Here is a 25435-nt window from a genome sequence, read left to right on the forward strand (position 1 = left end):
CGCTGACCGCAGCGCTCATTGGGGCTACCGTCGGTCCCATGGGGAGGCGGACGATCACCGTGCACCATGTGCGTGCCCTGCTCGCGGGCGCGCGGCGCGCCGGCGTCGACATCGTGCCGCTGCTGCAAGAGGCGCAGATCCCACCGCTGCTGCTGGGCGACGACCGGGCGCGGATCACGCCCGCGCAGTTCGCCCGGCTGTTCCGGGCGCTGTACCGGACGACGCAGGACGAGTTCCTCGGGCTGGGCGCGCTGCCGAGCCGGCCCGGCACCTTCGCGATGATGTGCTACGCCTCGGTGGGCTGCCGGGACCTGGGGGCGGCTGTCGAACGGGCAGCCGCCTTCTACGGGTTGTTCCCGGGCGGCCCCGAACTGGCGTTGGAGGTCGGGGACGGTGAAGCGAGGTTCGCGGTGCGCAACGACTTCGTGGAGGGCCGGGTCGGGAACTCCGGCCGGGCCGAGGAGCGTTTCCTCTGCGAGTGCGTGCTCGCGATCTGGCACCGGCTGAGCAGTTGGCTGATCGGGCGCCGCATCCCGCTGCTGTACGCGGCGTTCGCGTATCCCGCGCCGCCGTACGCGCAGGAGTACGAGCTGCTCTTCGACTGCCCGGTCCGGTTCGGCGCCGACCGTACGGCCGCCGCGTTCGCCGCGCACTGGCTGACCGCGCCGCTCGTGCGGGAGGAGCCGGCCCTCGATGCGATGCTCCGCCGGGCCCCGTTCGACCTGCTGTCGCGGCCGGAGTACGGGACCACGGTCGCGGAACAGGTACGCCGGACCCTGACGCGGCGGCTGCGGACGTCGCCCAGGCTGCCCGAGCTCGGCGAGGTCGCGGCGCGCCTCGCGGTGTCCCCGGCGACGTTGCGGCGGCGGCTCCGCCAGGAGGGCACGTCCTTCCAGCAGTTGAAGGACCACGTGCGGCGGGACGCGGCGATCGCGGGGCTCACGGAGAGCGGCGAACCCATCGCGGAACTGGCCGCCAGGCTGGGCTTCTCCGAGGACACCGCCTTCCACCGCGCGTTCCGCCGCTGGACGGGCACCACCCCGGGCGCCTACCGCATCGCCTCGGGCGGCTGAGAGCCCCACCCGCCACGCCGGGCCCACCGGCGGCCCACGGTCGACCGCGCGCGGCGCGTCGCCGCGACAGGCGCCGGGCCGCATGGACGACTCGGCGGCGAGCCGTGGCGGACCGCACGGGCGCGCATCCGGCATCAGCGCGTCAGGTTACGGCGGCAGGCGCGCAGGGCCGCCCGTCACCGCGACAGGCGTCGGGCCGCGGCGGGCCGCACGTCGGCTGCGGCGGACCGCACGGGGGCGCATCCGGCATCGGCGCATCAGGTTACGGCGCCGGACGCGCAGGGCCGCCCGTCACCGCGACAGGCGTCGGGCCGCGGCGGGCCGCACGTCGGCTGCGGCGGACCGCACGGGGGCGCATCCGGCATCGGCGCATCGGCGCATCGGCGCAGCGGCGCAGCGGCGCAGCGGCGCAGCGGCGCAGCGGCGCGTCAGGTTACGGCGCCGGACGCACAGGGCCGCCCGTCACCGCGACGGGCGTCGGGCCGCATGGGCGACGCGGAGGCGGCCGCGGGGGGGGGCGGGCGTCGGGGGGCGCGGTCGGCCGGGTGAGGGGGGTGAGTGGCGGGCTCCGTGTGCGACTCGGCGCGTCGGTGCGGTGGTGGGTGCGGTCAGCAAAGGTGAGCTGCACAGTCAGCGACGTGCCGACCGGTCGGTCACTACCTTCTCCTCACCTGCCCCCACACGGACACCTGGGAGAGCCGCCCATGCGCCTGCGCAGCACCGCCCTCGCCGCCGTGGCCGCCCTAGCCCTCGGCCTCACGGCCGGGAGCCCCGCCACCGCCGCCACCGCCCGCCCCGGCGACCTCGTCGCCATCGCGCCCTCCGCGTTCCACCCGCTGCCCGGCCAGCCCACCAACACCAAGGCCTGGAAGATCAGCTACCGCTCCACCACCGCCGACGGCGCGCCCGACGTCGTCTCCGGCACGGTCATCGTCCCGCAGGACGGCCGCACCGGCCCCCGCCCCCTCATCACCTACGCCGTCGGCACCGTCGGCATGGGCGACTCCTGCGCCCCGAGCAACAACTTCCCCACCGGCACCGCCACGGAGGCGAACCTCATCCAGCAGCTGACCCTGCGCGGCTGGGCGGTGGTCGTCACCGACTACGAAGGGCTCGGCACGCCCGGCGTGCACACCTACACCGTCGGCCCCTCCGCGGGCCACGCCATGCTCGACGCCGCCCGAGCGGCCCTGCGCCTCCCCGAGGCCGGGCTGCCCGCGAACACGCCGATCGGCATCATGGGCTACTCCCAGGGCGGCCAGGCCAGCAGCTGGGCCGCCGAGCTGCAAGGCTCGTACGCACCGGAGTTGCAGGTCAAGGGCACGGCGACCGGCGGGGTTCCGGCCGACCTGATGAAGGTGGCCGACTTCAACAACGGCTCCTACGGCTCCGGGCTGATCTTCATGGCGGCCGCCGGGCAGGACGCCGCCTTCCCCGAGCTGAAACTCGACTCCTACCTCAACCCCGCGGGCAAGGCCCTGGTCGGCGGCCTGCGGGAGGGCTGCGTCGCCATCGACGCCATCGCCGGCTCCTTCAAGCGGATCTCCGACCTCACCACCCGCGATCCGCTCGCCCAGCCCGACTGGCGGGCCCGCCTCGCCCAGAGCAGGCTCGGCGGGACCGCCCCGGCCGCGCCGGTGTACCAGTACCACGCCCTCGGCGACGAGTTGATTCCCTACACCGTCGGCCGCGAACTGCGCTCCGAGTGGTGCGCGCGGGGCGCGGACGTCGAGTTCGACACCGTCTGGGTCGGTGAGCACGTCAGCGGCGTCATCAGCCACTCCCTGGCGGCCGGCAACTGGCTCGCGGACCGCTTCGCGGGCCGCGCCACGCACGCCAACTGCTGACCCCCACGCGGCTGCCGGGCGGCGGTGTCCGGGGCGTCCGCCCCTCACCGCCCCCGGTACAACGCGTCTATCTCCCGCGCGAACTCCCGCGCGATGACGCCCCGCCGCAGCTTGAGCGACGGCGTCAGGTGTCCCCGCTCCTCGGTGAAGTCCTGCCGCAGCAGCACGAACCGCCGTATCGACTCCGGTCGCGACACCAGCGCGTTCGCCTCGTCCACCCCCCTTTGTACGTCCGCCCGCAGTTCCTCGTCCTGCACCAGCTCCGCCATGGGCAGATCGCCCTTCTTGCGCATCTGCCTCCAGTGCGCCAGCCCTTCCCCGTCCAGGGTGATCAGCGCGGCGACGTACGGCCGGTTTTCGCCCACCACCAGGCACTGGGCCACCAGGGGGTGCGCCCGCAGCGCGTCTTCCAGGACCGCCGGGGCGACGTTCTTGCCGCCGGAGGTGATGATCAGGTCCTTCTTGCGGCCGGTGATGGTCAGGTACCCGTCCGCGTCCAGCTCCCCGATGTCGCCGGTCGCGTACCACCCGCCGGGCACCGTCGCCCCGCCGTTCCAGTAGCCCGCGAAGACGTGCGGCCCGTGCAGCAGCACCTCCCCGTCCTCGGCGATCCGTACGGCCGTCCCCGGCAGCGGCCACCCGACCGTGCCCAGGCGGGGGCGAAGCGGGGGCGTCACCGTCGCGGCCGCCGTCGTCTCCGTCAGGCCGTAGCCCTCGAAGACCTCCACCCCCGCGCCCGCGTAGAACGCCGCGAGCCGCGCCCCGAGCGGCGAACCCCCGCTCAGGACGTACCGCACGCGCCCGCCCAGCGCCGCGCGGATCCGCCGGTACACGAGCGGGTCGTACAGCGCCCGCGCCGCCCGCAGGCCCCATCCGGGAGAGTCGCTCTCCCCGTAGCGCCGGGCGATCCTCGCCGCCCGGTCGAAGGACGAGGCCCGGCCCATCCGTTCCGCCGTCGCCCGCGCGGTGTTGTAGACCTTCTCCAGGACGTAGGGGATGGCCAGCAGGAACGTCGGTCTGAACCCGGCGAGGTCCGCCAGCAGGTCTTCCGTACGGATGCTCGGCGCGTGTCCGAGCTTGACCCGCGCGCGCAGGCAGCCGACGGCCACCATCCGCCCGAACACGTGCGACAGCGGCAGGAACAGCAGGGTGGAGGCCGGTTCGCTGGTCACGGCCCGGAACACCGGGTGCAGCAGTTCCACGGCGTTGTCGACTTCGGCGAAGAAGTTCCCGTGCGTCAGTACGCACCCCTTGGGCTGCCCGGTGGTGCCCGAGGTGTAGACGAGCGTGGCGACGTCCTGTGGTGTACGGACGCGCCTGCGCTCGTGGACCAGCGCCTCAGGGATGCGTTCCCCGGCCTTGACGAGCCGCGCAACGGCTCCCGTGTCGAACTCCCACAGGTGCACCAGCCCTGGCAGGTTCACCCGTTCGGCGCTGATGATGCGGGCTTGCGTGGTGTCCTCCACCGCGCAGGCCGCCGCCCCCGAGTCCTGGATGATCCACCGCGCCTGGGCCGCCGAGGAGGTCGGGTAGATCGGCACCGTCACCAGCCCGGCCGCCCAGCCCGCGAAGTCCAGCAGGGTCCACTCGTAGGTCGTGCGGGCCATGATGGCGAGCCGGTCCCCCGGCCGCAGCCCCTCGGCGATCAGTCCCTTGGCGACGGCCAGCACCTCCGCCGCGAACTCGGCGGCGCTCACGTCGCGCCAACTGCCGTCCGGCTCCTTGCGCGCGAGGACGGCCGCGCCGGGCGCCTCGGCCGCGTTGTCGAACGGTATGTCCCCGAGCGACCCCCGCGCGGGTGGGCCGACGAGCGCGGGTACCGCGACCTGCCGCACCACCCCGTCGATCACGGTCTTGACGGGCTCGGCCGGCTCAGCGGCCTTCGGCTCGGCATGCACGGGCGTTCTCCTCGGTTCGACTCCGGAGTTACCGCCGGTAATCTACGCACGGGTAATCGCCGCTGACCAGCCCCTGCACACGCCCCGACCAAACCGGACGCGAGTCCTCCACTTCATCCGCACGCCTGCCGCACGCGGCGTCGTGGACTTCCCCGGCCTTCTGCTCCCCTGCCGATTTCCCGGGACCAGACCCTGGTTGTCGTTCTGCTGCGGAGGCTTCGGCACGGCGTCGCAGTTGCCCGCCTGCGCCGGCGCCTCGCCGTCCGCGAAGCCTCCTTGGCGCCGCGCCGCCGCTCGGAGGTGATCAGCTTCCGGTTGACCGCGGCCCGAGCGGCCGCGACGGGCGCGCCCCCCGCACCACCTAGGAGTGGTCGATCAGGTAGGCGACGCCGTCGAGGATGCGCTCGAGGCCGTAGTCGAGCGGGTCGTCGTCGTGGGGGGCGAAGGCACCGGCGGCGATGGCGGCGGCGAGCGCGGGGAAACGGTGGCCGTGGCGCTCCAGCACTTCGCCGGCGAGCCGGTTCCACTCCTCGTTCCCCTCCTCGTCCGCGTGGACCAGCTGCTGCGCGAGGCTTCGGATGTGGCCGATGATCAGCAGGACGGTGTCGTGCTGTTGCGAGGCCGTCAGCCCGGCCGGGGCGAGGGCGGCCAGCGCCGCGTCGAGCCAGGCGAGTTGGTTGGGGCCCATGAGCTGGCGACGCATGGCGGTGGCGGTCAGGATCCACGGGTGCGCGCGGTACAGCGCCCAGCATGCGCGGGCCCATGCGGTCAGCTGCGCACGCCACCCCTCCGAGCGGCCGATGGCCTCCGGGGGCGCGCCGAGCACCGAGTCGGCCATCAGGTCGACCAGTTCACCCTTGCCGGGGAAGTAGCGGTAGAGGGCCATGGTGGTGACGCCCAAGTCGGCGGCGACGCGCTGCATCGAGACCGCGTGCAAGCCCTCGGCGTCCGCGATCGCGATGGCACCGGAGACGATGCGCTCCGCGGTCAGCGAAGGCTTCGGGCCGCGCCGCGGCTGCTCCTGCTCTCCCCACAGCAGCGCCAGGGTCACCTTCGGGTCGCGCTTCTTCTCCCTGCTCGCGGCCATGTGCCGACTCCTTCGCGGACGGTGGTGATTGACGCTGCCTCAGAACTGTGTATAGCATACACTTAATTGCGTATCTGATAAACAGTTCTGGGGAGTCAACTGTGATCACCGCCGCACTCATCGCCGCCGCCACCCTCGCCACACCCGTCGCCGGGACCCTCGGCCACCGCCGCATCCGCCAGGCCTCCGGCGCCCGGCAGATGCGGATCGAGGCACCCAACGGCATCGACGAGCAGCGCTATGTGTGCATCGGCGGCATCGACCAATGGATCTCGGTCCGCGGCGAAGACCGCGCCAACCCGGTGATGCTGGAGATCCACGGCGGCCCCGGCGCCTCCAACGCCATCTACGGACCCCGCACCCGCGCCTGGGAGAAGCACTTCACGATCGTGCGCTGGGACATGCGCGGCACCGGCAAGACCCTGCGCCGCTCCGGTACCGCCCACCAGGGAGAACTGAGCTTCGCCCGGATGTACGAGGACGCCGTCGAGGTCACCCGCCACGTCCGCGGCGAGCTGGGCGTCGACCGGGTCGTGCTGGTCGCCAACTCCTTCGGCAGCACCTTCGGACTGCGCCTGGCCCGCCAATACCCCGACCTCTACTCCGCCTACGTCGGCACCGACCAGAACATCCACGACGCCGGCCGCGACGACAGCGCCCACCGCGCGCTGCTCACCCGGCTGCACACCGCCGGCAAGCGCAAGGAGCTTGCCACCATCGAGGAGATGGACGCCGACGCGCGGACGTGGACCGCCGAACAGCACGCCGCTTACGCCAAGATCGCGGCCACCAGCGACCCTCTGACCTTCGCCACCATGAAGTCCGTGGTCATGAAGTCGCTCTGGTTCTCACCCCAGCACTCGCTCGGCGAGCTCGGCGCACTCGGCAAGGGCATGAAGCTCTCCGAGCAGATCCTCCCCGCCACCGCCCACTTCGACGACTGGGCCGACGGCACCACCTTCGACCTGCCGTTCTTCATCTTCCAAGGCGACCAGGACGTCCTCACCCCCACCGACCGCGCCAAGCGGTTCTTCGACGACGTCCAGGCCCCGGTCAAGGACTTCGCCCTCATCGAGGACGCCGGCCACTTCGCCTCCTTCCGCCACCCCGAGCAGTTCCTGCACCTCATGCTGACCAAGGTCCGCCCCCTGGTCACCAACCAGCTCCGGCTCGCCACCGCGTGACGGACGACCCGTGATCGCCCGGCCACGCCTCAGGCGGCCGCGGAGTTGGCCGCTTCGCGGCGGCGACAGTCGAGGCAGCGGCCCGGTTTCTTGGAACGGAAGACGCGTTCGCAGCCGTCGCAGGTCTGGAAGGGGTCCGGGCGGGCGGACGGTACGACGGGCGGGTCCGCGGGAAGTGGCGGTGGGAGCAGCGCGGTGAGCCGGTAGCCGACGATGGCCGCCGGGTTGCGCAGCGGCTCTGGCAGGTCGGCGCTCAGCTTCCGCGCGATGACGTCGGGGGCGATCCCGCGTTCGAGCCAGGCGGAGAGACCGGGTGCGAGGCGAAGGATGTCCCGCTCGGACAGGAGCAGTCGGGGGTCGAGGCCGCGCAGGCCCGCCAACAGGTCGAAGGTGGCCGGGTGGAGGGCGACGGGGTCCGGTCCCGGCTCCTCGGCCACGGGGTCCGGCTCCTCGGCCTCGCGGTCCGGCTCCTCGGCCTCCCATGCGGCTTCCGGCGCCGGTTCCGGTGCCTGTTCCGGCTCCGGCACGGGGACGGGGACGGCGACGGGCCGCACGCGCCTCGGACGGGCTTGCGCGGGTTCCTCCGCCTCGGCGCCCGGCTGCTCGTAGTAGTAGGTCTGCGTCACCATCCGCCCGCTGTCCAGCCGTACGACACGCCGCTCGACGTAGCCGTACTGCTCCAACTCCCGCAGTGCCGAGGCCAATCGGATCTCCCCCTCGGGGAAGCGTGCGGCCAGCGCCTTGATGCCGACGGACGCGCCGTCCGGCAGCGACTGGATGTACAGGGCGACGCCGATGGCGGTCGCCGACAGCTGGGCGTGCTGCGCAAGGTGGTTGCCCACCACCGTGAAACGCCTGCGGTGACGGGACTTGACGTGGATGACGCCGGACCGGTGATTCCGGGGCGTAAGGCGGGCGGCCGCGCGAGGCAGCGCACTAGACTGCGTGTAAGCCATCGGGGAAGTTGCTGTTCCTTGGTTGGCGACCATCGGGAAGGTGATCACTTCCTCATGGTCAGGCCCTCGCCCGGGATGCCAGTCCCGGCGGGGGCCATCTCAATGTCTGGGGTTGTCGAGCTGAGCATATGCCAGCCAACCCCGCTCAATTCAGCCCAGTTGCCGTAGTTCACCCATCCGAGCGATGGGAGGCCGGGAGGGTTGGCAGGTGGTCATTCACCCTCTTTCGTCATTGGAAGTACAGGCACCAACCGCACCGGGTCCCGCCCCACCGCGATCCGGTCGCCGCTGCCTGCCAGTCAGGGACGTTCCAGTACAAACCGCCGCCACTGGAGGCACCTCTCACGCGACTCCCCACCGGTTCGCACCACTACCAGACCGGGCGCCACCACCGGCGCGGCCGGTGGTCGCGACATGCCCGGGCCGGTCAGGTGGTGTCGGCGGCCAGGAGGTCCGCGATGATCTCCGCGCCCAGGGCGTAGGCCGGGACGCCCGAGGTGATGAGGGCCGTTTCGGCGACGCCGATGAGGTCCGGGACCGTGGCGCCGGCGTGGAGGGCGCCCCGGGCGTGGATGCGGGCGGGGTGTTCGCGGCCGAGGGACAGGAGCTGCCCGAAGTGGACGAGCTGCTGCACGCGCGCGCCCAGCGGGTTCGCGGTCAGCACGATGTGCCGCAGCGCCGCGAGCGCCTCCTCGGTGGGGAGCCGGCCGAACTCCCGCGCCAGGCGCAGCCGGTCCTGCACACCGCCCGGTACGCCGCCGAGGGTGGAGGTGTAGCGGGCGCGCACCGCTTCGGTGCGGCGGTCGAAGTCGTCGCCGGTCACGACGCGACCCGGGCGATCGAGGCGCGTACGGCCTCCAGGGCGCCTTCGGGGAAGTCCACGGCCCCGCCGAGGGCAGCGGCCGCGATCTCCGCCTCGGCGCTCTCCTCGACTGCCACCAGCAGGTGGGCGGTCGCCGCCGGGTCCGGGCCGAACACCAGGATGCCGTGGTTGGCCAGCAGGGCCGCGGAGGTCGTCGGGTACCGCTCCAGTACGTCGGCGATGCCGCGCACCGCCACGTCGGAGCCGCGCGGCCCCCACGGAACCACCGGGACGGTCTCGGCCTGCCCGAAGCGGAGCATCGGCTCGGTCCGGCACGGCAGGGGCCGGTTGGCGACGGCGAAGGCCGTCGCGGAAGGCGAGTGGGTGTGGATGACGGCGCCCACGTGCGGACGGGCCCGGTAGACGATGCTGTGCATGGTGATGATCTCGGCGCTGACCGACCGCAGCTCCCCCTCCAGGACCTGCCCGTCGAGACTCACGACCGCCAGGTCCTCGGGCCGGATCCCCCGGACGAATCCGGGCGTCAGCAGAAAGCTTTCCTCATCGATCCGGGCGCTGAGGTTGGCGTGCCCCGAGTGGGACATCACCCCCGCCGTGAAGAGCGCCTCCGCGGCCTCGACCAGGTCGTTCCGTACATGCGTGGTTGCCATCGCGGCACCTCCGAAAGCTGCCGGCAGCGGCCGCTCCTGTTCGCCGCTGCCCTCGTGCACCCCACTCTTCAACTTGAACTAAGGTTCAAGTCAAGCGTCGGCCCGGAAGAGCCGCGACGTGACGAGGAGCGGCCCATGCGCATGACCATCGGACAGCTCTCGCAGGCCACCGGGGTTCCCGCGTCCGCCATCCGGTTCTGGGAACGCCACGGCCTGCTGCCCGCGCCCGAGCGCCAGGGCGGCCAGCGGCGCTACCCGCCGGAAGCGGCGCAGCGGATCGTGGTGCTGCGCAAGTGCCAGCAGGCCGGACTGACCCTGGCGGAGATCGGCGAGTTCCAGGAGGACCAGGCGACCAGGCAGGCGATGATCCGCGCCAAGATCGCCGAGGTCGAGCAGCGGATGATCGACCTCGACCACGCCCATCAGTTGCTGGTCCACGCCCTGCGGTGCGGCGAGGAGGACATCGTCACCTGCCCGAAGTTCCGCGAGCAGATGGCGGCTTGGGAGACGCCCTCCGGGTAGTCCCGCCCCACGAGACCTCCGCCCAGACCACCTTCCCCGGTGCGGGCCCTTCCCGTACGCCCCACCGGTCGGCGAACGCGTCGACCAGCACCAGCCCCCGCCCCGGCGCGCTCAGCACGGGCAGCCGGTCACCGCGCGTGTCGGCCACCTCGATCCGCAGCACGCCGGGACGCGCGAACAACTCCAGCCGGAACCCCCTCCCGGGCACCCGCCCGTGGGTGACGGCGTTCACGGCGAGCTCGGCCACGATGACGCGCGGCGCGTCCAAGGGCAGCCCCCAGCCGCGCAGTTGCTCGACGGCGAGCAACCGGGCGAGCCGGGCCCCACGGGGGGTGGCGGACAGGAGGACGTCATAGTGCCGGGCGTCGAGCGCGCTTGCGGCGAGTTCACTGTTCACCTCACAGAGCGTGGCGGTGTGTGCGTAGCGTGAGAAGGCACAACGCCCTTGCGTCCGGGCTTTGTCCGGACGTTGTCCCGTGCTGTCCGGCCCGTCCGGACCGTTGCCCGGGGAAGGGGGCGTTGAGGACATCGGCTCGTCGGAGGTGGCGCGCGTGGGCGTGGACAGTGACGGTACGGAAGACGCCGGCTGGGACGTCGATCCCGAGGACGAACAGGGGGTCGCGGTCCTGTCCGCGCTCGGCCGCCAGCTCCGCACCTGGCGGGAACAGGCGGGGATGCGGGCCTCGGACCTGGGCGTGGCGATCGGGTACGGGGAGGACCTGGTCCGCAAGGTCGAGTCGGGCAGGCGCATCCCACGCCCGGAGTACCTGGACAAGGCGGACGAGGCGTTGGGGGCGGGCGGGAAGATCCGCGCGATGAAGCCGGACATGGAGCAGGTCCGGTACCCGAAGAAGGTCCGGGCTTTGGCGAAGATGGAAGCTCAAGCTGTCGAGATCGGCACGTACAACAACCACAACATTCATGGCTTGTTGCAGACGGAGACCTACGCCGCGGCCTTGTTCGCCATGCGCCGGCCCGCCTATTCGGCGGACGAGGTCGAACGGATACTGGCCGCTCGTATGGTCCGGCGGTCGATCTTCGAACGCTCTCCTGCCCCCACGCTCAGCTTCGTCCAAGAAGAGGTGACCCTTCGCCGCCCCATCGGAGGGACAATGGTGATGCGCCGACAGCTCGAACGCCTCCTGGAGGTGTGCCAGTTGCAGCATGTCGAGTTTCAGGTGATGCCGACCAACTGCAGCGACCACGCCGGGATGGGCGGCTTGATCGAGGTGCTGAAGTTCGAGGACGGCTCAGCGGTAGGACGCTCAGAAGGCGCCTTTCACGGCCGCCCCGTCTCCGACCCGAAGCAGCTACGAATCCTTGAGCTGCGCTATGGCATCATCCGGGCTCAGGCTCTCACGCCCCGAGAGTCGCGCGCCTTCGTCGAGGAACTGCTGGGAGAAACATGATCCACAACCCCGGGCTGGACTGGTTCAAGAGCAGCTACAGCGACAGCGGCGACGTCAACGACTGCGTCGAGGTCGCCTGGTTCAAGAGCAGTTACAGCAGCAGCAGCGAAGGTGACGACTGCGTCGAGGTCGCCGCCACGCCCGCCGCCGTCCTCGTCCGGGACTCCAAGGACACCGACATCCCCCACCTCGCCTTCGGCCCCGCCGCCTGGGCGGGTTTCGTGGCCTCCGCCCGCTGAGCCGCGCCGCACCGCAGAACACCGCGGCCCCCGCCCGGACGGGGGCGGGGGCCGCGATGGCGGTGGTGGGTCAGGCGGCGACGGCCACCGGGGTGCGGGCCGGCTCCTCCAGCGGGGAGGACGAGGCGGCCGCGTAGGCGTTCTTGTCCAGGATTCCCTCGCGGGCCGAGACGATGACCGGGACGACGGCCTGGCCGGCCACGTTGATGGCGGTGCGCATCATGTCCAGGATCGGGTCGATCGCCATCAGCAGGCCCACGCCCTCCAGAGGCAGGCCCAGCGTGGAGAGGGTCAGGGTCAGCATGACCGTGGCGCCGGTCAGACCCGCCGTGGCGGCGGAGCCGACGACCGACACGAAGGCGATGAGCACGTACTCCTTGATGCCCAGCTGGACGTCGAAGATCTGCGCGATGAAGATCGCGGCCAGCGCCGGGTAGATCGCGGCGCAGCCGTCCATCTTGGTCGTGGCGCCGAACGGGACGGCGAAGGAGGCGTACTCCTTCGGGACGCCGAGGCGTTCGGTGACCTTCTGGGTGACCGGCATGGTGCCGACCGACGAGCGGGAGACGAAGGCCAGCTGGATGGCCGGCCAGGCGCCCTTGAAGAACTGCAGCGGGTTGACCTTGGCGACCGTGGCCAGCAGCAGCGGGTAGACACCGAACAGCACGAGGGCGGAGCCGATGTAGACGTCCGCGGTGAAGGTGGCGTACTTGCCGATCAGGTCCCAGCCGTAGGTGGCGATGGCGGTGCCGATGAGGCCGACGGTGCCGATGGGCGCGAGGCGGATGACCCACCACAGGGCCTTCTGGAGCAGCTCCAGGACGGACTCGGCCAGGGTGAGGACGGGCTGCGCCTTGTTGCCCAGCTTGAGGGCGGCGATGCCGGCGACGGCGGCGAGGAAGACGATCTGCAGGACGTTCAGCTCGGTGAACGGCGTGACGATGTCCTTCGGCACGATGCCGGTCAGGAAGTCGATCCACGAGCCCTGGTGCTTGGGCAGCTTGCCGTCCTGCGGGGTGAGGCCGGTGCCGGCGCCCGGGTTGGTCAGCAGGCCGATGGCGAGACCGATGCCGACCGCGATCAGCGACGTGATCATGAACCAGAGCAGGGTGCGGGAGGCGAGGCGCGCGGCGTTGTTCACCTTGCGCAGGTTGGTGATGGACACCAGGATCGCGAAGAAGACGAGGGGGGCGACGGCCAGCTTGAGAAGCTGGATGAAGATGTCGCCGATCTTCTCGAGGGTGGTCCCGAGCCAGCTGATGTCCTGGCTCTTGGCGAGCCAGCCGAACAGCACGCCGAGCGCGAGACCGGTGACGATCTGGGCCCAGAACGGGAACTTGAACGAGGCCTTGGCGGCGGGGGCCGGGGCCTGGGGGGTGGCGGACACGGACACTCTCCGGGGGTGACGCGTCACGGACGACGCGTGAAGAACGGGGACGCGCAGGAACGGGCGGAAGGTTTCTGCGGTGGTGTGTGCTGGTGGTGACGCGGTGCGGCAGCACCCGGAGGAAGCCGGGCCGGCCGGGACCACTGCCGTATCGGTTGGGCCGTAAGGGGCAGTCGGCTCAGCGACAGCGGCAACAGGCCGCGGACACGCGGCGGCAGAGGTCGACGTGCAGGCGCGCCACGAGCGGGACGCTCGCGGTCATCTGGTGCGCAACTGTGGTCAACATGTTGAACACGCTAACACTTCTCCTTTGAGAATCTCAAAGGCGCCCTTTGAGCCATGGTCGCGACGGAGCGGAGGCCGCGGCCCCGAACCCGCCCGGAAACACACGAAAGCCCCAGCGTTACGGGCGGTACTCCCGTTGCTGGGGCGGATACGTGTGTGAGGAAACTAACCGGGCCGGGGCCCGGTCCGCGTCAGGCGACGCGGGCGGCGTCGTCGGCCGCGTCCTCCTGGCCGCGGTTCTCGGCGAGCTTCTGCTTCGCACCCGCGACACGTCCGGAGATCTGCGCGGACATCTCGTCGCGCTGCTTGCGCAGGAGCACGAAGGACAGCGGCGCGGAGAGCACGAGGGCGAGCAGCACGATCCAGGCGAAGTTCGCGTCACCGAGGCCCGCGGGCACCCAGCCGAGGCGGACGAATACGGCGACCAGCACCAGGCACCCGACGAAGATGCCCAGGCGCATCGCGGTGTAGCGGATCGTCGCGCTCGGCTTGAGGGACACGGTGACCCCTTCTCTCTCGTCTTCGTACGGCGGCACGTGCCCATCCAGTGAAGCACGCCGCGGCCCGACTCCGGTCCGCCGGGTGCCTCAGTGGAGCGGGAGCAGCATCGTGATGTCGTCGCGGTCGTCTCCCGGGCCGACGCGGATGGCGTCGGGGACGCGGCCGACCTCCTTGTAGCCGCAGGCCGCGTAGAAGTGTTCCAGGCCGAGGCCGCCGCGGCAGGTCAGGCGGACGGCCTCGATGCCGTCCAGGGCGCGGGCGGCGTCGGCGACGGCCTCCATCAGCGCGCGGCCCGCCCCCTGGCCCTGGAGGCCGGGGGCGACCATGACGGTGTAGGCCCAGACCCAGTGGCGCATGAGCCGGTGCGGGTTGAGGGCGAGGACGGCGGCGGCGGCGACCGTGCCGTCCTCGTCGTGGCCCACGACCAGCCGGTGCGTGCCCTCGGCCATCGCCGCGAGGTGCTTGAGCAGCGCGGGCCGGATGTCCTCGGTGGTGACCGGCGGGACGAAGCCGACGGCACCGCCCGCGTTGCTGACCTCGGTCCAGAGTTCGAGGAGTCCGTCGCGCAGGGCCGGGCCGACGACGGGATCGACAGTGAAGGTAAGGGCCATACGCGGAGAGTACTTATTACCTCGGCGGCTCGGCAACCACTGGGGACCCGCCTCTTCCGGCACCCCGCGGCGACGCGAGCCCCGGTCCACCAGGACCGGGGCCCGCTCACGCAGTGGCGTCTGGCGCCTCAGACGCGCATCGCCTGCGGCGACTCGCGCAGGTCCGCCTCCGGGCCGGGGTACTCGCGGATGATCTCGTAGCGCGTGTTGCGCTCGACCGGGCGGAACCCGGCTTCCCGGATGAGTTCCAGGAGGTCGTCGCGGCCCAGCTTGTTCGGGGTGCCGTAGTTGTCGGCGTCGTGCGTGATCTTGTACTCGACGACCGAGCCGTCCATGTCGTCCGCGCCGTGCTGGAGCGCCAGCTGGGCGGTCTGCACGCCGTGCATCACCCAGAAGACCTTCACGTGCGGCACGTTGTCGAACAGCAGACGGGAGACCGCGAAGGTCTTGAGCGCCTCGGCGCCCGTCGCCATCGTCGTGCGCGCCTGGAGCTTGTTGCGGACCTTGCCGTCCTGCATGTCCACGAAGTCGTGCTGGTAGCGCAGCGGGATGAAGACCTGGAAGCCGCCGGTCTCGTCCTGGAGCTCGCGCAGCCGCAGCACGTGGTCCACGCGGTGGCGCGGCTCCTCGATGTGCCCGTAGAGCATGGTCGAGGGGGTCTTGAGGCCCTTCGAGTGCGCCAGACGGTGGATGCGCGACCAGTCTTCCCAGTGGGTGCGGTGGTCCACGATGTGCTGGCGGACCTCCCAGTCGAAGATCTCCGCGCCGCCGCCCGTCAGCGACTCCAGGCCGGCCTCGATCAACTCGTCCAGGATGTCGGAGGCCGACATGCCGGAGATCGTCTCGAAGTGGTGGATCTCGGTGGCCGTGAACGCCTTGAGGGAGACGTTCGGCAGCGCCTCCTTGAGCGCGGAGAGCGAGCGCGGGTAGTAGCGCCACGGCAGGGTGGGGTGCAGGCCGTTGACGATGTGCAGCTCGGTGAGGTTCTCGTTCTCCATGGCCTTGGCCAGGCGGACGGCTTCCTCGATGCGCATCGTGTACGCGTCCTTCTCGCCCGGCTTGCGCTGGAACGAGCAGTACGCGCAGGACGCGGTGCACACGTTGGTCATGTTGAGGTGGCGGTTGACGTTGAAGTGGACGACGTCACCGTTCTTGCGCGTGCGCACCTCGTGGGCGAGGCCGCCCAGCCAGGCCAGGTCGTCGGACTCGTAGAGGGCGATGCCGTCCTCACGGGTCAGCCGCTCGCCGGAACGGACCTTCTCCTCCAGCTCACGCTTGAGCCCAGCGTCCATGCCGGTCCTCTCCTCTGTGTGTCCTGCTCTGTCCTGCACTGCCCATGCCCTGCGCTTCTTCGTTGCCCCGCCGACCCCGTGGTGGGTGGCTGCAACCGCCACCCACCGTACTCTCAGCCCTCCTCGGGCAGTTCCCCGACCCGGTTCTCCCACTTGGTGGAGAGCACGATGGTGGTGCGGGTGCGGGAGACGCCCTTGGTGCCGGAGAGCTTGCGGATGATCTTCTCCAGGCCGTCCACGTCGTTGGCGCGCACCTTCAACATGAAGGAGTCGTCACCCGCGATGAACCAGCAGTCCTCGATCTCGGCCAGGTCGCGCAGCCGGCGGGCCACGTCCTCGTGGTCCGCGGCGTCGGAGAGCGAGATGCCGATCAGCGCCGTGACGCCGAGGCCGAGCGAGGCCGCGTTCACGGTCGCGCGGTAGCCCGTGATCACGCCCGCCGTCTCCAGGCGGTTGATGCGGTCGGTGACGCTGGGGCCGGAGAGGCCCACGAGACGGCCCAGCTCCGCGTACGAGGCACGGCCGTTCTCCCGGAGTGCCTGGATGAGCTGCCTGTCCACCGTGTCCATTACGTGGAGCCTTCCATTATTCGGCGATTCTGCGAGTCTAGGTATAGAATCTAAGGCATACAGGGGTCAACGCCCTGCGAAATCTTTCATCAGATCAAAGACGATCTTCAGGAGTGGTTCACCGTGTACACGATCGAGATGGCCTACGCGCACATGCGACAGCTCCAGGAGCTGGCCAACCGATCCCGCACCGACCAGCCGTCCGCCGCCCACCGCGTCGACAAGATGCGCAAGCCGCGCACCGACAAGAAGCGCTAAGCACCGCTCGCCTCCCGGGGAGCACGGGAACCTCCGAGCTCCCCCTCCCACCGGCGGTACAGCCGGTGCGGCACGCCTGCCGCATCCAGCACCCGCCCCGCGACGAAGTCCACCAGATCCTGGATGTGCGTCGCACCCGCGTAGAACGCCGGAGAGGCGGGCAGCACGACCGCGCCCGCCTCGTCCAGCGCCACCAGCTGCTTCAAGGTCTGCCCGTTCAGCGGGGTCTCCCGTACCGCGACCACCAGCCGGCGCCGCTCCTTGAGCGTCACGCTCGCCACGCGCTGGAGCAGGTCCTTCGACAACCCCAGCGCCACCCCGGCCACGCAGGCCGTGGACGCGGGCACGATCAGCATCCCCTTCGCCGGGTACGAACCCGAGCTCGGGCCGGCGGCCAGGTCCCCGGCACCCCAGTAGCGCACGTCGTCCAGCGCCGACGGGGCGAAACCGCCCGGCTTGCCGTCCGCGCCGCGTTCCAGCCACCGGGCGAGGTCCTCGCGCCAGTGCGCGTCACGGAACGCGATCCCGGTTTCGTCCAGCAGGGTGAGCCGCGAGGCCCGGCTCACCACCAGGTCGACGCTTTCCCCCGCCGCGAGGAGCCCGCGGAGCACCGCCGCCGCGTACGGCGTCCCGGACGCCCCGGAAACCCCGACCACCCACGGGGTGCGCTTGCCGTCAGTCATGACTCCGAGACTATCCGGCCACCGCGAGCGGGCACGGAGTAAGGTGCCCGGACGTTCAAAGGGTGGACACGAAAGACGGGGGGGTGTCGCCATGGACCAGGTGCGCGAGGGACACGGGGTGCGGCGGGGCGGGCACACAGGCCCGGGCGTGGGCGAGTGGAGCCGGACCGAGCGGGCCAAGGCCGCCGCGAAGCTGATGCTCGGCTGGGTCGCGCTGCTGTGGCTGATCGAGGCGGTGGACTACGCCACGGGCCATGCGCTGGACGCGTACGGGATCACCGCCCGCGAGGCCGACGGGCTGAGCGGGATACCCCTGGCCCCGTTCCTGCACTTCGGCTTCGACCACGTGGCGTCCAACAGCCTGCCGCTGCTGGTGCTGGGCTTCGTCGCCGCCCTCAGCGGCATACGCCGCTTCCTCGCGCTGTCGGCGGTCATCACCCTCGCCGACGGCTTCGCGGTGTGGTTGATATCGCCGTCCCACACCGTCACCGCCGGCGCCTCGGGCCTGATCTTCGGCCTCTTCGGGTACCTGCTGGTGCGCGGCTTCGTGGAGCGCCGGCCGCTGGGAGTGGTGGCCGGGCTGTGCATAGCCGCCGTCTGGGGCACCACGTTCCTGTCGGGGATCCTGCCCACCGATGCGATGATCAGTTGGCAGGCCCACCTCTTCGGGCTCCTCGCGGGCGTGGCGGCGGCGTTCATGTTCCGCCGGAGCAGCTCTTAGGAAGCAGCTCAGGAAGCAGCTCTCAGCAAGCAGCTCTCAGAGCGACAGGCCCCGCGCGGCAAGGTCCAGGACGGCGCAGACGAAGAGCGCGATCCCGATGAAACCGTTCACCGTGAAGAAGGCCCGGTTCAGCCGGGACAGGTCGTGCGGCGTGACGATCGTGTGCTCGTAGAGGAACGCGGCCACGACTATCACCAGGCCGGACCAGAAGAACGGCCCCGCATCCGTCCTGACGGCGTACCAGGCGAGCAGCCCCGTGGTCACGGCGTGCGCGCCGCGCGCGCCCCAGAGCGCGGCCGGGATGCCGAAGCGGGCCGGGACCGACTTCACGCCCTCCGCGCGGTCGGCGGCCACGTCCTGGCAGGCGAAGATCAGGTCGAAGCCGCCGATCCACACGCCCACGGCGAGGCCGAGCACCACCGCGTCCCAGGACCAGGTGCCGGTGACCGCCAGCCAGGCCCCGACCGGGCCCATGGCCTGGGCCACGCCCAGGATGGCGTGCGGGAAGTTCGTGAACCGCTTGCCGTACGGGTACACCACCATCGGGATCACCGCGAGCGGCGCCAGCGCCAGGCACAGCGGGTTCAACAGCGCCGCCGAGCCGAGGAAGACGGCCAGCGCCATCCCGGCCCCGGTCCAGGCGGAGCGCACGGAGACGGCTCCGGTGACGAGTTCGCGCCCGGCGGTGCGGGGATTGCGGGCGTCGATCTCGCGGTCGATGATCCGGTTCGCGGCCATCGCGAAGGTCCGCAGGCCCACCATGCAGATGGTGACGAGCAGCAGTTTGACCCAGTGCATCGTCCCGTCGAGCCGGAACATGGCGGTCAGGGCGGCGATGTAGGCGAAGGGCAGCGCGAAGACCGAGTGCTCGATCATCACGAGCCGCAGGAACGCCTTGACCTTGCCGGGGGCCTGCGGCGCGGGACCGGGACCGACCACCCCGTCGGCGGTGGTCATCATGCGAGGCTCCCGCGGAAGTCTTGGAGGTCGGCGCGGAGCGCGTCGGTGTCCACGGGCGGGATCTCCAGCGTGAGCGGGGACGGTTCCTCGCCTTCCGGCGGGGTGATGGTGGAGACGAAGCGGCATTCCCCGCCCGCCTGGCCCGGGTAGCCCTGGAGGCGCAGCACCTGGCCCGCGCCGATCACGAACGGCCCGGTGTCGAAGGACAGCTCGGCCAGCAGCCGGTCGGCGAAGTCCTCGGCCTCCGCGTCGCGCAGGCCCGGCAGCTCGAAGCCGCCGCCCGCACCGGTCTCGTCCTCCCACATCAGCGCCCAGACGTTGCCGGGTCCCGCGAACTCCTCGGGCGTCACGCCGGCTTGTCCGGCCGCCTCGCGGACCTCGGGGTCGGTGGGGTCCAGGCGCGGGCGCAGGACGGCCACGTACGCCGTGTCGGTACCGATGAAGAGGGCGGGTCCGCCCATCGCCGTGCTCACAGTCCGTACTCCTTCCAGCGGCTGTCCACGAGGGCGGCCGTCGCGGGGTCGGACTCGACCATGTCCGGCCAGCCGCCGTCGCGCGTGTAGCCCTCCTCGGGCAGCTTCTTCGTCGCGTCGATACCGGCCTTGCCGCCCCAGAACTGCTGGTAGGAAGCGTGGTCGAGGTGGTCCACCGGACCTTCCACGACGGTGAGGTCACGGCTGTAGTCGGTGTTGCCCAGCGCCCGCCAGGACACCTCGTGCAGGTCGTGGACGTCGCAGTCCTTGTCCACCACGATGATCAGCTTGGTCAGCGACATCATGTGCGCGCCCCAGATGGCGTGCATGACCTTCTGGGCGTGCTTGGGGTACTTCTTGTCGATCGAGACGATCGCGCAGTTGTGGAAGCCGCCCGACTCGGGGAGGTGGTAGTCCACGATGTCCGGGACGATGATCTTGAGGAGCGGCAGGAAGAAGCGTTCCGTCGCGCGCCCCAGCGGCCCGTCCTCGGTCGGCGGACGGCCGACCACGATCGACTGGAGGAGCGGGCGCTTGCGCATCGTCACGCAGTCGATCGTGAGCGCCGGGAAGGGTTCCTGCGGGGTGTAGAAGCCGGTGTGGTCTCCGAACGGCCCTTCGGGCAGCATCTCGCCCGGCTCCAGCCAGCCCTCGATGACGACTTCGGCGTTCGCGGGCACCTGGAGCGGGACCGTCTTGCAGTCGACCATCTCGATGCGCTTGCCCGCCACGAACCCGGCGAACAGGTACTCGTCGATGTCGCCGGGGAGCGGCGCGGTGGACGCGTACGTCACCGCCGGCGGGCAGCCGAAGGCGATCGCGACCGGCAGCCGCTCGCCGCGCGCGGCGGCGACGGCGTAGTGGTTGCGGCTGTCCTTGTGGATCTGCCAGTGCATGCCGATGGTGCGCTTGTCGTGGCGCTGGAGGCGGTACAGGCCGAGGTTGCGCACGCCCGTCTCCGGGTGCTTGGTGTGCGTCAGGCCCAGGTTGAAGAAGGAGCCGCCGTCCTTGGGCCAGGTGAACAGGGCCGGCAGCCGGTCCAGGTCGACGTCGTCGCCGGTGAGGACGACCTCCTGGACGGGGGCGGAGTCGCCCTTCACCTTCTTCGGCGGTACGTGCACCATCGAGCCGAGCTTGCCGAACGCCTCGCGGACACCGATGAAGCCCTGGGGCAGCTCGGGCCTCAGGAGACCGCCGATCTTCTCGCTGATCTCCGCGTACGACTTGAGGCCGAGGGCCTTGAGCAGCCGGCGGTCGGTCCCGAAGACGTTCATGGCGAGCGGCATCGCCGAGCCCTTGACGTTCTCGAAGAGCAGCGCGGGGCCGCCGGCCTTGTTGACTCTGTCGACGATCTCCCCGACCTCCAGGTAGGGGTCGACTTCGGCCTTGATGCGCTTGAGGTCGCCCTCCCGCTCCAGAGCCCGGAGCAGCGAGCGGAGATCGTCGTAAGCCATGGGGCCCAGTATCCGTCACCTACTACCCTGGGGGCGTCACCGGGGCTCCGCGTGGGCCCGCCGCCACTGCCTGGGAGTCGGTCCCGCACCGTGCTGCGCTACCTGCCGTTCCTGCTGATCATCGCGCTGACCATCTACGCCTTCATCGACTGCCTGAACACGCCGGAGGAGGAGGTCAAGCACCTGCCGAAGGTGGTGTGGGTGCTGATCATCCTGCTGTTCTCGATCGTCGGGCCGGTGGTGTGGCTGTTCGCGGGCAGGACCCGGACGGCGGCCGGCGGCGGCCGGGTCCGCCGCACCGAGTGGGTGGCGCCCGACGACAACCCGGAGTTCCTGCGGTCCCTGCGCGAAGAGCGCGACAAGGGACGCGACAAGGAGCACGACAAGGAGCACGACAAGGACAAGGACAAGGGCGCCGACAACGACTGACGCCGCGCCGCTCAGGCCCGTCTGGTCAGGGGCCGCGCATAGGACTCGCGCAGCTCGGCGCGGCGGGCTTCGGTCCAGGCGGCGGCCGGGTCCGTCAGCGCTGCTTCGAGGAGCTCGAAGTGCTGGTGCCAGTCCGCCAGGACTCCCGGGGTGTCGGTTCCCGGGCCCTCGCGCTCGTTCAGGAACCGGATCACCGTGGAGTCCGTGCCGACCGGCTCCAGGTGGAAGCGGACCCGGCCGAGGCCGCCGAGGGTGTACTCCACGACCCGCTCGACGTCCCAGGCCGTGACCCGGCCGGACGCCGCGGGGCCGCCGTCGAGCGGGCGCAGGGTGACGGCTCCGTCGAGGTGGCGCTCCAGGACCTCCGCCTCGCCCAGCCAGCGGCGCAGCCCCTGCGCCGTGGTCAGCGCGGACCAGAGGTCCTCGTAGGAGTACGGCAGGTGCGGCTCGAAGCGGAGCAGCGGACGGTCCTCGCCGCGGCTCTCGCTGGTGCCATGGCTCACAGGAGACATGACACCAGCGTCCCACTCCCGCCGGTCAGACGCCCGCGTACGAGTGCTTGCCGTTGAGCAGGATGTTCACGCCGTAGTAGTTCCAGATCCAGCAGGCGAAGGCGAACAGCGCCAGGTAGGCGGCCTTGCGGCCCTTCCAGCCCGCCGTGGCCCGCGCGTGCAGGTAGCAGGCGTACGCCACCCACGTCACGAAGGACCAGACCTCCTTGGGGTCCCAGCCCCAGTAGCGGCCCCACGCGTCGCCCGCCCAGATCGCGCCCGCGATGATCGTGAAGGTCCACAGCGGGAAGAAAGCCGCGTTGATCCGGTACGAGAACTTGTCGAGCGTGGCGGCCGAGGGCAGGCGCTCCATGACCGAGGTCGCGAAGCGGCCCGGCTGCTCGCCGCGCTCGATCCGGGCTTCGTACCCGTCGCGGAACAGGTACAGCAGCGTGCCGGTCGCACCGATGTAGAAGACGGCGCCGCAGATGATGGCGGTGGAGACGTGGATCCACAGCCAGTACGAGTGCAGGGCCGGGACCAGCTGGTCGCTCGCCGTGTACAGCCAGGTGGTGGCGATTCCCAGGTCCAGCAGGACGGTCGTGACCAGGATCAGACCCATCCAGCGGACGTTCTTCTTCAGGAGCAGCAGGATCAGGTACGCGCCGACGGCCACCGTGGAGAAGGTGAGCGAGAACTCGTACATGTTGCCCCAGGGGGCCCGCTTCACCGAGGTCGCGCGCGCGACGACACCGGCCGCCTCGATGAGGAACGCGAGCGCGGTCAGGGAGACCGCGATCCGTCCGTAGAGGTCGCCCTGCTCGGTGCCGCCGGCGGCGCCGGGGCCGTCGGGGACGTCACGGGTGCCGGCGGCGGAACGGGTGACGACCTTCGGACGGTCGAGGACCGCGGTGCTGCCGCCCTTCCCGCGCACCTGCACGGCCGGGGCGCCGGCGGCCTGGGCCCCGGTCAGCGCGGCGGCCGTACGGCCGACCTTGCTGCGGCTACCGAAGATCCACTCGGCGATGTGGGCGAGGAAGGCGAGCGTGTAGACCGCCATCGACGAATAGACCAGGTAGTTGCTGATCTGGGCCAGGTTCTCATTGGCCTCGGCTGCGAGCGGCGTCATCCGCGCTCCCCTTCAACGTTTTCCTTGACAGGTCGGTCGGGCGCGGTGGGCGCCTGCTGGTGGAGCGCGGCGGCGAGCGCGGCCAGCTCCTCCGGGAGCTTGGTGGACTCGCTGCGGCCGAGACCGGCCATCTCCACGACGGTCACCCCGTCCTCGCCCGCGGTCGCCCGGACCCAGATCCGGCGGCGCTGGATGAACAGGGAGCCGGCCAGGCCGCCGATGGCGGCGATGGCGCCGGCGAGGGCGAGGCCGCTGCCGGGCTGGTGGGTGATCGAGAAGGTGGCCCAGCGCTCGATGCCCTCGAACTTCACGGTGCCCGCGCCGCCCGGCAGGGTCATCGTCTCCCCGGGCAGCATCTTCTGCTTGAACAGCTGGCCCGAGTCGTCCTTGAACATCTGCATCTTCGACGTGTCGAGCTGGTAGACGTTCTGCGGCAGACCCGAGTCCACGCCGAGGCTGCCGTGCCAGGCGCTGAGCATGAGCGCCGGGAAGTCGAGGTCGGGGAACTGGGAGAACATCGTCCCCTTGCCCTCGCCCGCGTACGTCGGCACGAACATGGCGCCGAAGCCGAGCTGTTCCTTCTTGCCGTCCTTGTCCTTGTAGCCGTCGGTGACCTTGATGGCTCCGGAGGAGGTGAGGTTGGAGTCCTGCGGGAGCATCGGCACGGCGTCCTTGAAGATCACCTTGCCGGTGGGGTCGGTCACCGAGACGACCGGCGCGTAGCCGTGGCCGAGGAGGTAGACCTTGGAGCCGTCGACCTCCAGCGGCTTGTTGACCTCGATCTCGCGCTTGTGCGGTGCCCCGTTAGCGCCCTCGCGGAAGGTGACGTACGCCTTGAAGTCGCGGGCGGTGCCCTTCTGCGGGCCGGTCTTCGCGTACGAGGCGTCGAACCGGTCCAGGGTGAAGGAGAACGGCGGGAGGTCGTCGGGGGTGAAGAAGGACCCGGACTTGAAGTCGTCGTACTGGGTGAGCGTGTTGGAGAAGCCCTTGCCGCGCAGGACGAGCTTGCCGCCCTCGGACTTGTAGAGCTGCCCCCAGGCGAAGGCCACCAGCATGACGATCAGGGCGATGTGGAAGGCCAGGTTGCCCGCCTCGCGCAGGTAGCCCTTCTCGGCGGCCACGGAGCTCGCGCCCGTCTCGGTGCGGAAGCGGCTGCCGCCCAGCACCTTCCCGGCCGCCGCGACGACCTCGTCGGCGGGCTTGTCCGTACGCCACGTCGTGTACGCGGGCAGCCGGTCGAGCCGCTTGGGGGCGCGGGGCGGGCGGCCGCGGAGCTGGCCGACGAACTGCCAGGAGCGGGGCAGGATGCAGCCGATCAGCGAGATGAACAGCAGCAGGTAGATCGCGGAGAACCACACCGAGCTGTAGACGTCGAAGAGCTGGAGCTTCTCGGCGACCGTCACCCACGAGGCGTGCTCGCGCTTCCAGGTGGCGACCTTCATCGCGTCGACCTGGGTCTGCGGGATGAGCGAGCCGGGAATGGAGGCCAGGGAGAGCAGGAACAGCAGGATCAGGGCCACCCGCATGGAGGTGAGCTGGCGCCAGAACCAGCGCAGCCAGCCGAGCACGCCGATGCCCACCGGGCCGCCGGGGGCGTCCTCCAGGGGGGCGGTGGACAGCTGCGCCCCGGCGGCGGCGTCTTCGTCACCGCGCGCGGACGCGGCGGGTTGCTGGGACGCCTCGGGGGACGCCTTGTCGGTCGTACTCATGTCCGTGTAGTCCTCAGATCCCCACCGTGAAGCCGTTGGTCCAGCTCTGCATGTCGCTGATGAGCGTGCCCCACCAACCTGTGACGAGGAGCAGCCCGGTGACGATCAGCATGCCGCCGCCGATCCGCATCACCCACGCATAGTGCTGCTTCACCCACCCGAACGCGCCGAGCGCCTTGCGGAACGCGAGCGCCGTGAGGATGAACGGCACCCCGAGCCCCAGGCAGAACACCGTGGTCAGCAGGGCGCCACGGCCCGCCGTCGCCTGGTCGATGGAGAGCGTGTTGACGGCGGCGAGGGTCGGACCCATGCAGGGGGTCCACCCGACGCCGAAGAGTACGCCGAGCAGCGGCGCGCCGATCAGTCCGGCGGCCGGCTTCTTGTGGAAGCGGAACTCGCGCATCGTCAGGCCGGGGATCGCCCCCATGAAGAACAGGCCGAGCACGATCACCAGGCCGCCCAGGACCCGGGCTATGACGTCCTTGTTCTCGGCGAGGGTGTCCCCGAAGTAGCCGAAGAGCGCGCCGGTCGAGACGAAGACCGCCGTGAAGCCGAGGACGAACAGGCTCGCCCCGGCCAGCATCCGGCCGCGCCGGGCCTCGGCGAGGTCGGCGCCGCCCACTCCGGTGACGTAGGAGAGGTAGCCGGGGACGAGCGGCAGCACGCAGGGCGAGAAGAAGGAGACCAGGCCGGCCAGGAGGGACAGGGGCAGCGCGAGCAGCAGCGCCCCGTTGAGGACGGTGGTGTTCACGCCGGTCGCGTCGGCGGCGAGGAGGTGGAGCCCGGTGACCACGT

Annotated in this window: 28 protein-coding genes; 9 read left to right on the forward strand and 19 right to left on the reverse strand. The window is 70.9% G+C overall.

Annotation, left to right across the window (positions count from 1 at the left end; all coding sequences use genetic code 11):
* Positions 1-38: 38 nt before the first annotated feature.
* Both IE207_RS24250 and IE207_RS24255 read left to right on the forward strand, forming a co-directional pair.
* A complete protein-coding gene (locus tag IE207_RS24250; protein ID WP_190186395.1) occupies positions 39-1073 on the forward strand; it encodes an AraC family transcriptional regulator in 1035 nt (344 codons plus the stop codon).
* Positions 1074-1777: 704 nt separating this feature from the next.
* Positions 1778-2920, forward strand: a complete 1143-nt coding sequence (locus IE207_RS24255; protein WP_190186396.1) for a lipase family protein — start codon at positions 1778-1780, stop codon at positions 2918-2920.
* A gap of 44 nt (positions 2921-2964) precedes the next feature.
* On the opposite strand, the gene IE207_RS24260 is transcribed toward IE207_RS24255, so the two are convergent.
* Positions 2965-4818: an AMP-dependent synthetase/ligase gene (locus tag IE207_RS24260; RefSeq protein ID WP_190186397.1), complete on the reverse strand. Its 1854-nt coding sequence runs from the start codon at positions 4816-4818 to the stop codon at positions 2965-2967.
* 361 nt (positions 4819-5179) lie between these two features.
* Entirely contained in the window at positions 5180-5905 is a 726-nt protein-coding gene (locus IE207_RS24265; protein WP_190186398.1) for a TetR/AcrR family transcriptional regulator, read from the reverse strand.
* Positions 5906-6006: 101 nt separating this feature from the next.
* Between IE207_RS24265 and IE207_RS24270 the strand changes: the two genes are divergently transcribed.
* Entirely contained in the window at positions 6007-7089 is a 1083-nt protein-coding gene (locus IE207_RS24270; RefSeq protein WP_229873935.1) for an alpha/beta fold hydrolase, read from the forward strand.
* 29 nt (positions 7090-7118) lie between these two features.
* Here IE207_RS24270 and IE207_RS24275 read toward each other — a convergent pair whose 3' ends face one another.
* The 3 genes from IE207_RS24275 to IE207_RS24285 all read right to left on the reverse strand — a co-directional run bounded on the left by IE207_RS24275 (position 7119) and on the right by IE207_RS24285 (position 9518).
* Positions 7119-7931: a helix-turn-helix domain-containing protein gene (locus tag IE207_RS24275; RefSeq protein WP_229873936.1), complete on the reverse strand. Its 813-nt coding sequence runs from the start codon at positions 7929-7931 to the stop codon at positions 7119-7121.
* A gap of 541 nt (positions 7932-8472) precedes the next feature.
* Positions 8473-8868, reverse strand: coding sequence for a carboxymuconolactone decarboxylase family protein (locus IE207_RS24280; protein WP_190186399.1), 396 nt, complete (start codon positions 8866-8868; stop codon positions 8473-8475).
* Complete coding sequence (locus IE207_RS24285) at positions 8865-9518, reverse strand: class II aldolase/adducin family protein (RefSeq protein WP_190186400.1); 654 nt, start codon at positions 9516-9518, stop codon at positions 8865-8867. The genes IE207_RS24280 and IE207_RS24285 overlap by 4 nt, the downstream gene beginning before the upstream one ends.
* 135 nt (positions 9519-9653) lie before the next feature.
* Between IE207_RS24285 and IE207_RS24290 the strand changes: the two genes are divergently transcribed.
* The gene (locus IE207_RS24290) at positions 9654-10040 is read left to right on the forward strand and encodes a MerR family transcriptional regulator (protein ID WP_190186401.1); all 387 of its coding nucleotides are present in this window, start codon (positions 9654-9656) and stop codon (positions 10038-10040) included.
* Here IE207_RS24290 and IE207_RS24295 read toward each other — a convergent pair.
* Positions 9985-10437 carry an ATP-binding protein gene (locus IE207_RS24295; RefSeq protein WP_229873937.1) on the reverse strand — a complete coding sequence of 151 codons (453 nt, stop codon included), beginning with the start codon at positions 10435-10437 and terminating at the stop codon, positions 9985-9987. The genes IE207_RS24290 and IE207_RS24295 overlap by 56 nt on opposite strands.
* Before the next feature lie 154 nt (positions 10438-10591).
* On the opposite strand from IE207_RS24295, the gene IE207_RS24300 reads away from it, so the two are divergent.
* On the forward strand, positions 10592-11449 hold the full coding sequence (locus IE207_RS24300; protein ID WP_190186402.1) for a helix-turn-helix domain-containing protein: 858 nt from the start codon (positions 10592-10594) through the stop codon (positions 11447-11449).
* Positions 11446-11688, forward strand: a complete 243-nt coding sequence (locus IE207_RS24305; RefSeq protein WP_190186403.1) for a DUF397 domain-containing protein — start codon at positions 11446-11448, stop codon at positions 11686-11688. Before IE207_RS24300 ends, IE207_RS24305 begins: the two co-directional genes overlap by 4 nt.
* A 70-nt stretch (positions 11689-11758) precedes the next feature.
* On the opposite strand, the gene IE207_RS24310 is transcribed toward IE207_RS24305, so the two are convergent.
* The 5 genes from IE207_RS24310 to IE207_RS24330 form a co-directional block, all read right to left on the reverse strand.
* Positions 11759-13081 (reverse strand): dicarboxylate/amino acid:cation symporter, encoded by a 1323-nt coding sequence (locus IE207_RS24310; protein ID WP_190186404.1) that lies wholly within the window; start codon positions 13079-13081, stop codon positions 11759-11761.
* Positions 13082-13551: 470 nt separating this feature from the next.
* On the reverse strand, positions 13552-13821 hold the full coding sequence (locus tag IE207_RS24315; RefSeq protein WP_190186469.1) for a DUF4229 domain-containing protein: 270 nt from the start codon (positions 13819-13821) through the stop codon (positions 13552-13554).
* Between the two features lie 126 nt (positions 13822-13947).
* Positions 13948-14472 (reverse strand): GNAT family N-acetyltransferase, encoded by a 525-nt coding sequence (locus IE207_RS24320; RefSeq protein WP_190186405.1) that lies wholly within the window; start codon positions 14470-14472, stop codon positions 13948-13950.
* A 128-nt stretch (positions 14473-14600) separates the two neighbouring features.
* Entirely contained in the window at positions 14601-15764 is a 1164-nt protein-coding gene (gene mqnE, locus IE207_RS24325; RefSeq protein ID WP_190186406.1) for an aminofutalosine synthase MqnE, read from the reverse strand.
* A gap of 113 nt (positions 15765-15877) precedes the next feature.
* Complete coding sequence (locus IE207_RS24330; protein WP_190186407.1) at positions 15878-16333, reverse strand: Lrp/AsnC family transcriptional regulator; 456 nt, start codon at positions 16331-16333, stop codon at positions 15878-15880.
* A gap of 123 nt (positions 16334-16456) precedes the next feature.
* Between IE207_RS24330 and IE207_RS33840 the strand changes: the two genes are divergently transcribed.
* Positions 16457-16591, forward strand: coding sequence for a hypothetical protein (locus IE207_RS33840; protein ID WP_268250203.1), 135 nt, complete (start codon positions 16457-16459; stop codon positions 16589-16591).
* On the opposite strand, the gene IE207_RS24335 is transcribed toward IE207_RS33840, so the two are convergent.
* Positions 16588-17274 carry a UbiX family flavin prenyltransferase gene (locus IE207_RS24335; protein WP_190186408.1) on the reverse strand — a complete coding sequence of 229 codons (687 nt, stop codon included), beginning with the start codon at positions 17272-17274 and terminating at the stop codon, positions 16588-16590. The two genes, IE207_RS33840 and IE207_RS24335, sit on opposite strands and share 4 nt — an antisense overlap.
* Positions 17275-17470: 196 nt before the next feature.
* On the opposite strand from IE207_RS24335, the gene IE207_RS24340 reads away from it, so the two are divergent.
* Positions 17471-17995, forward strand: a complete 525-nt coding sequence (locus IE207_RS24340) for a rhomboid family intramembrane serine protease (protein WP_229873944.1) — start codon at positions 17471-17473, stop codon at positions 17993-17995.
* Between the two features lie 36 nt (positions 17996-18031).
* On the opposite strand, the gene mqnP is transcribed toward IE207_RS24340, so the two are convergent.
* The 3 genes from mqnP to IE207_RS24355 are packed head-to-tail and all read right to left on the reverse strand — an operon-like array spanning position 18032 to position 20882.
* On the reverse strand, positions 18032-18955 hold the full coding sequence (mqnP, locus tag IE207_RS24345; protein WP_190186410.1) for a menaquinone biosynthesis prenyltransferase MqnP: 924 nt from the start codon (positions 18953-18955) through the stop codon (positions 18032-18034).
* On the reverse strand, positions 18952-19428 hold the full coding sequence (locus IE207_RS24350; RefSeq protein WP_229873938.1) for a hypothetical protein: 477 nt from the start codon (positions 19426-19428) through the stop codon (positions 18952-18954). Before IE207_RS24350 ends, mqnP begins: the two co-directional genes overlap by 4 nt.
* Positions 19425-20882, reverse strand: a complete 1458-nt coding sequence (locus IE207_RS24355; RefSeq protein ID WP_190186411.1) for a menaquinone biosynthesis decarboxylase — start codon at positions 20880-20882, stop codon at positions 19425-19427. Before IE207_RS24355 ends, IE207_RS24350 begins: the two co-directional genes overlap by 4 nt.
* A gap of 90 nt (positions 20883-20972) precedes the next feature.
* Here IE207_RS24355 and IE207_RS24360 point away from each other — a divergent pair, with 90 nt between their 5' ends.
* On the forward strand, positions 20973-21311 hold the full coding sequence (locus IE207_RS24360; protein ID WP_190186412.1) for a PLD nuclease N-terminal domain-containing protein: 339 nt from the start codon (positions 20973-20975) through the stop codon (positions 21309-21311).
* A gap of 11 nt (positions 21312-21322) precedes the next feature.
* Here IE207_RS24360 and IE207_RS24365 read toward each other — a convergent pair whose 3' ends face one another.
* The 4 genes from IE207_RS24365 to IE207_RS24380 are packed head-to-tail and all read right to left on the reverse strand — an operon-like array spanning position 21323 to position 25433.
* On the reverse strand, positions 21323-21823 hold the full coding sequence (locus IE207_RS24365) for an SRPBCC domain-containing protein (RefSeq protein WP_190186413.1): 501 nt from the start codon (positions 21821-21823) through the stop codon (positions 21323-21325).
* A 25-nt stretch (positions 21824-21848) separates the two neighbouring features.
* On the reverse strand, positions 21849-22931 hold the full coding sequence (ccsB, locus tag IE207_RS24370) for a c-type cytochrome biogenesis protein CcsB (RefSeq protein WP_190186414.1): 1083 nt from the start codon (positions 22929-22931) through the stop codon (positions 21849-21851).
* Entirely contained in the window at positions 22928-24640 is a 1713-nt protein-coding gene (gene resB / locus IE207_RS24375; RefSeq protein WP_190186415.1) for a cytochrome c biogenesis protein ResB, read from the reverse strand. The genes ccsB and resB overlap by 4 nt, the downstream gene beginning before the upstream one ends.
* A 13-nt stretch (positions 24641-24653) precedes the next feature.
* Complete coding sequence (locus IE207_RS24380) at positions 24654-25433, reverse strand: cytochrome c biogenesis CcdA family protein (RefSeq protein WP_190186471.1); 780 nt, start codon at positions 25431-25433, stop codon at positions 24654-24656.
* Between the last annotated feature and the right edge of the window lie 2 nt (positions 25434-25435).

This window comes from Streptomyces cirratus (genome assembly GCF_014650775.1).
Taxonomy (GTDB): Bacteria; Actinomycetota; Actinomycetes; order Streptomycetales; family Streptomycetaceae; genus Streptomyces; species Streptomyces cirratus.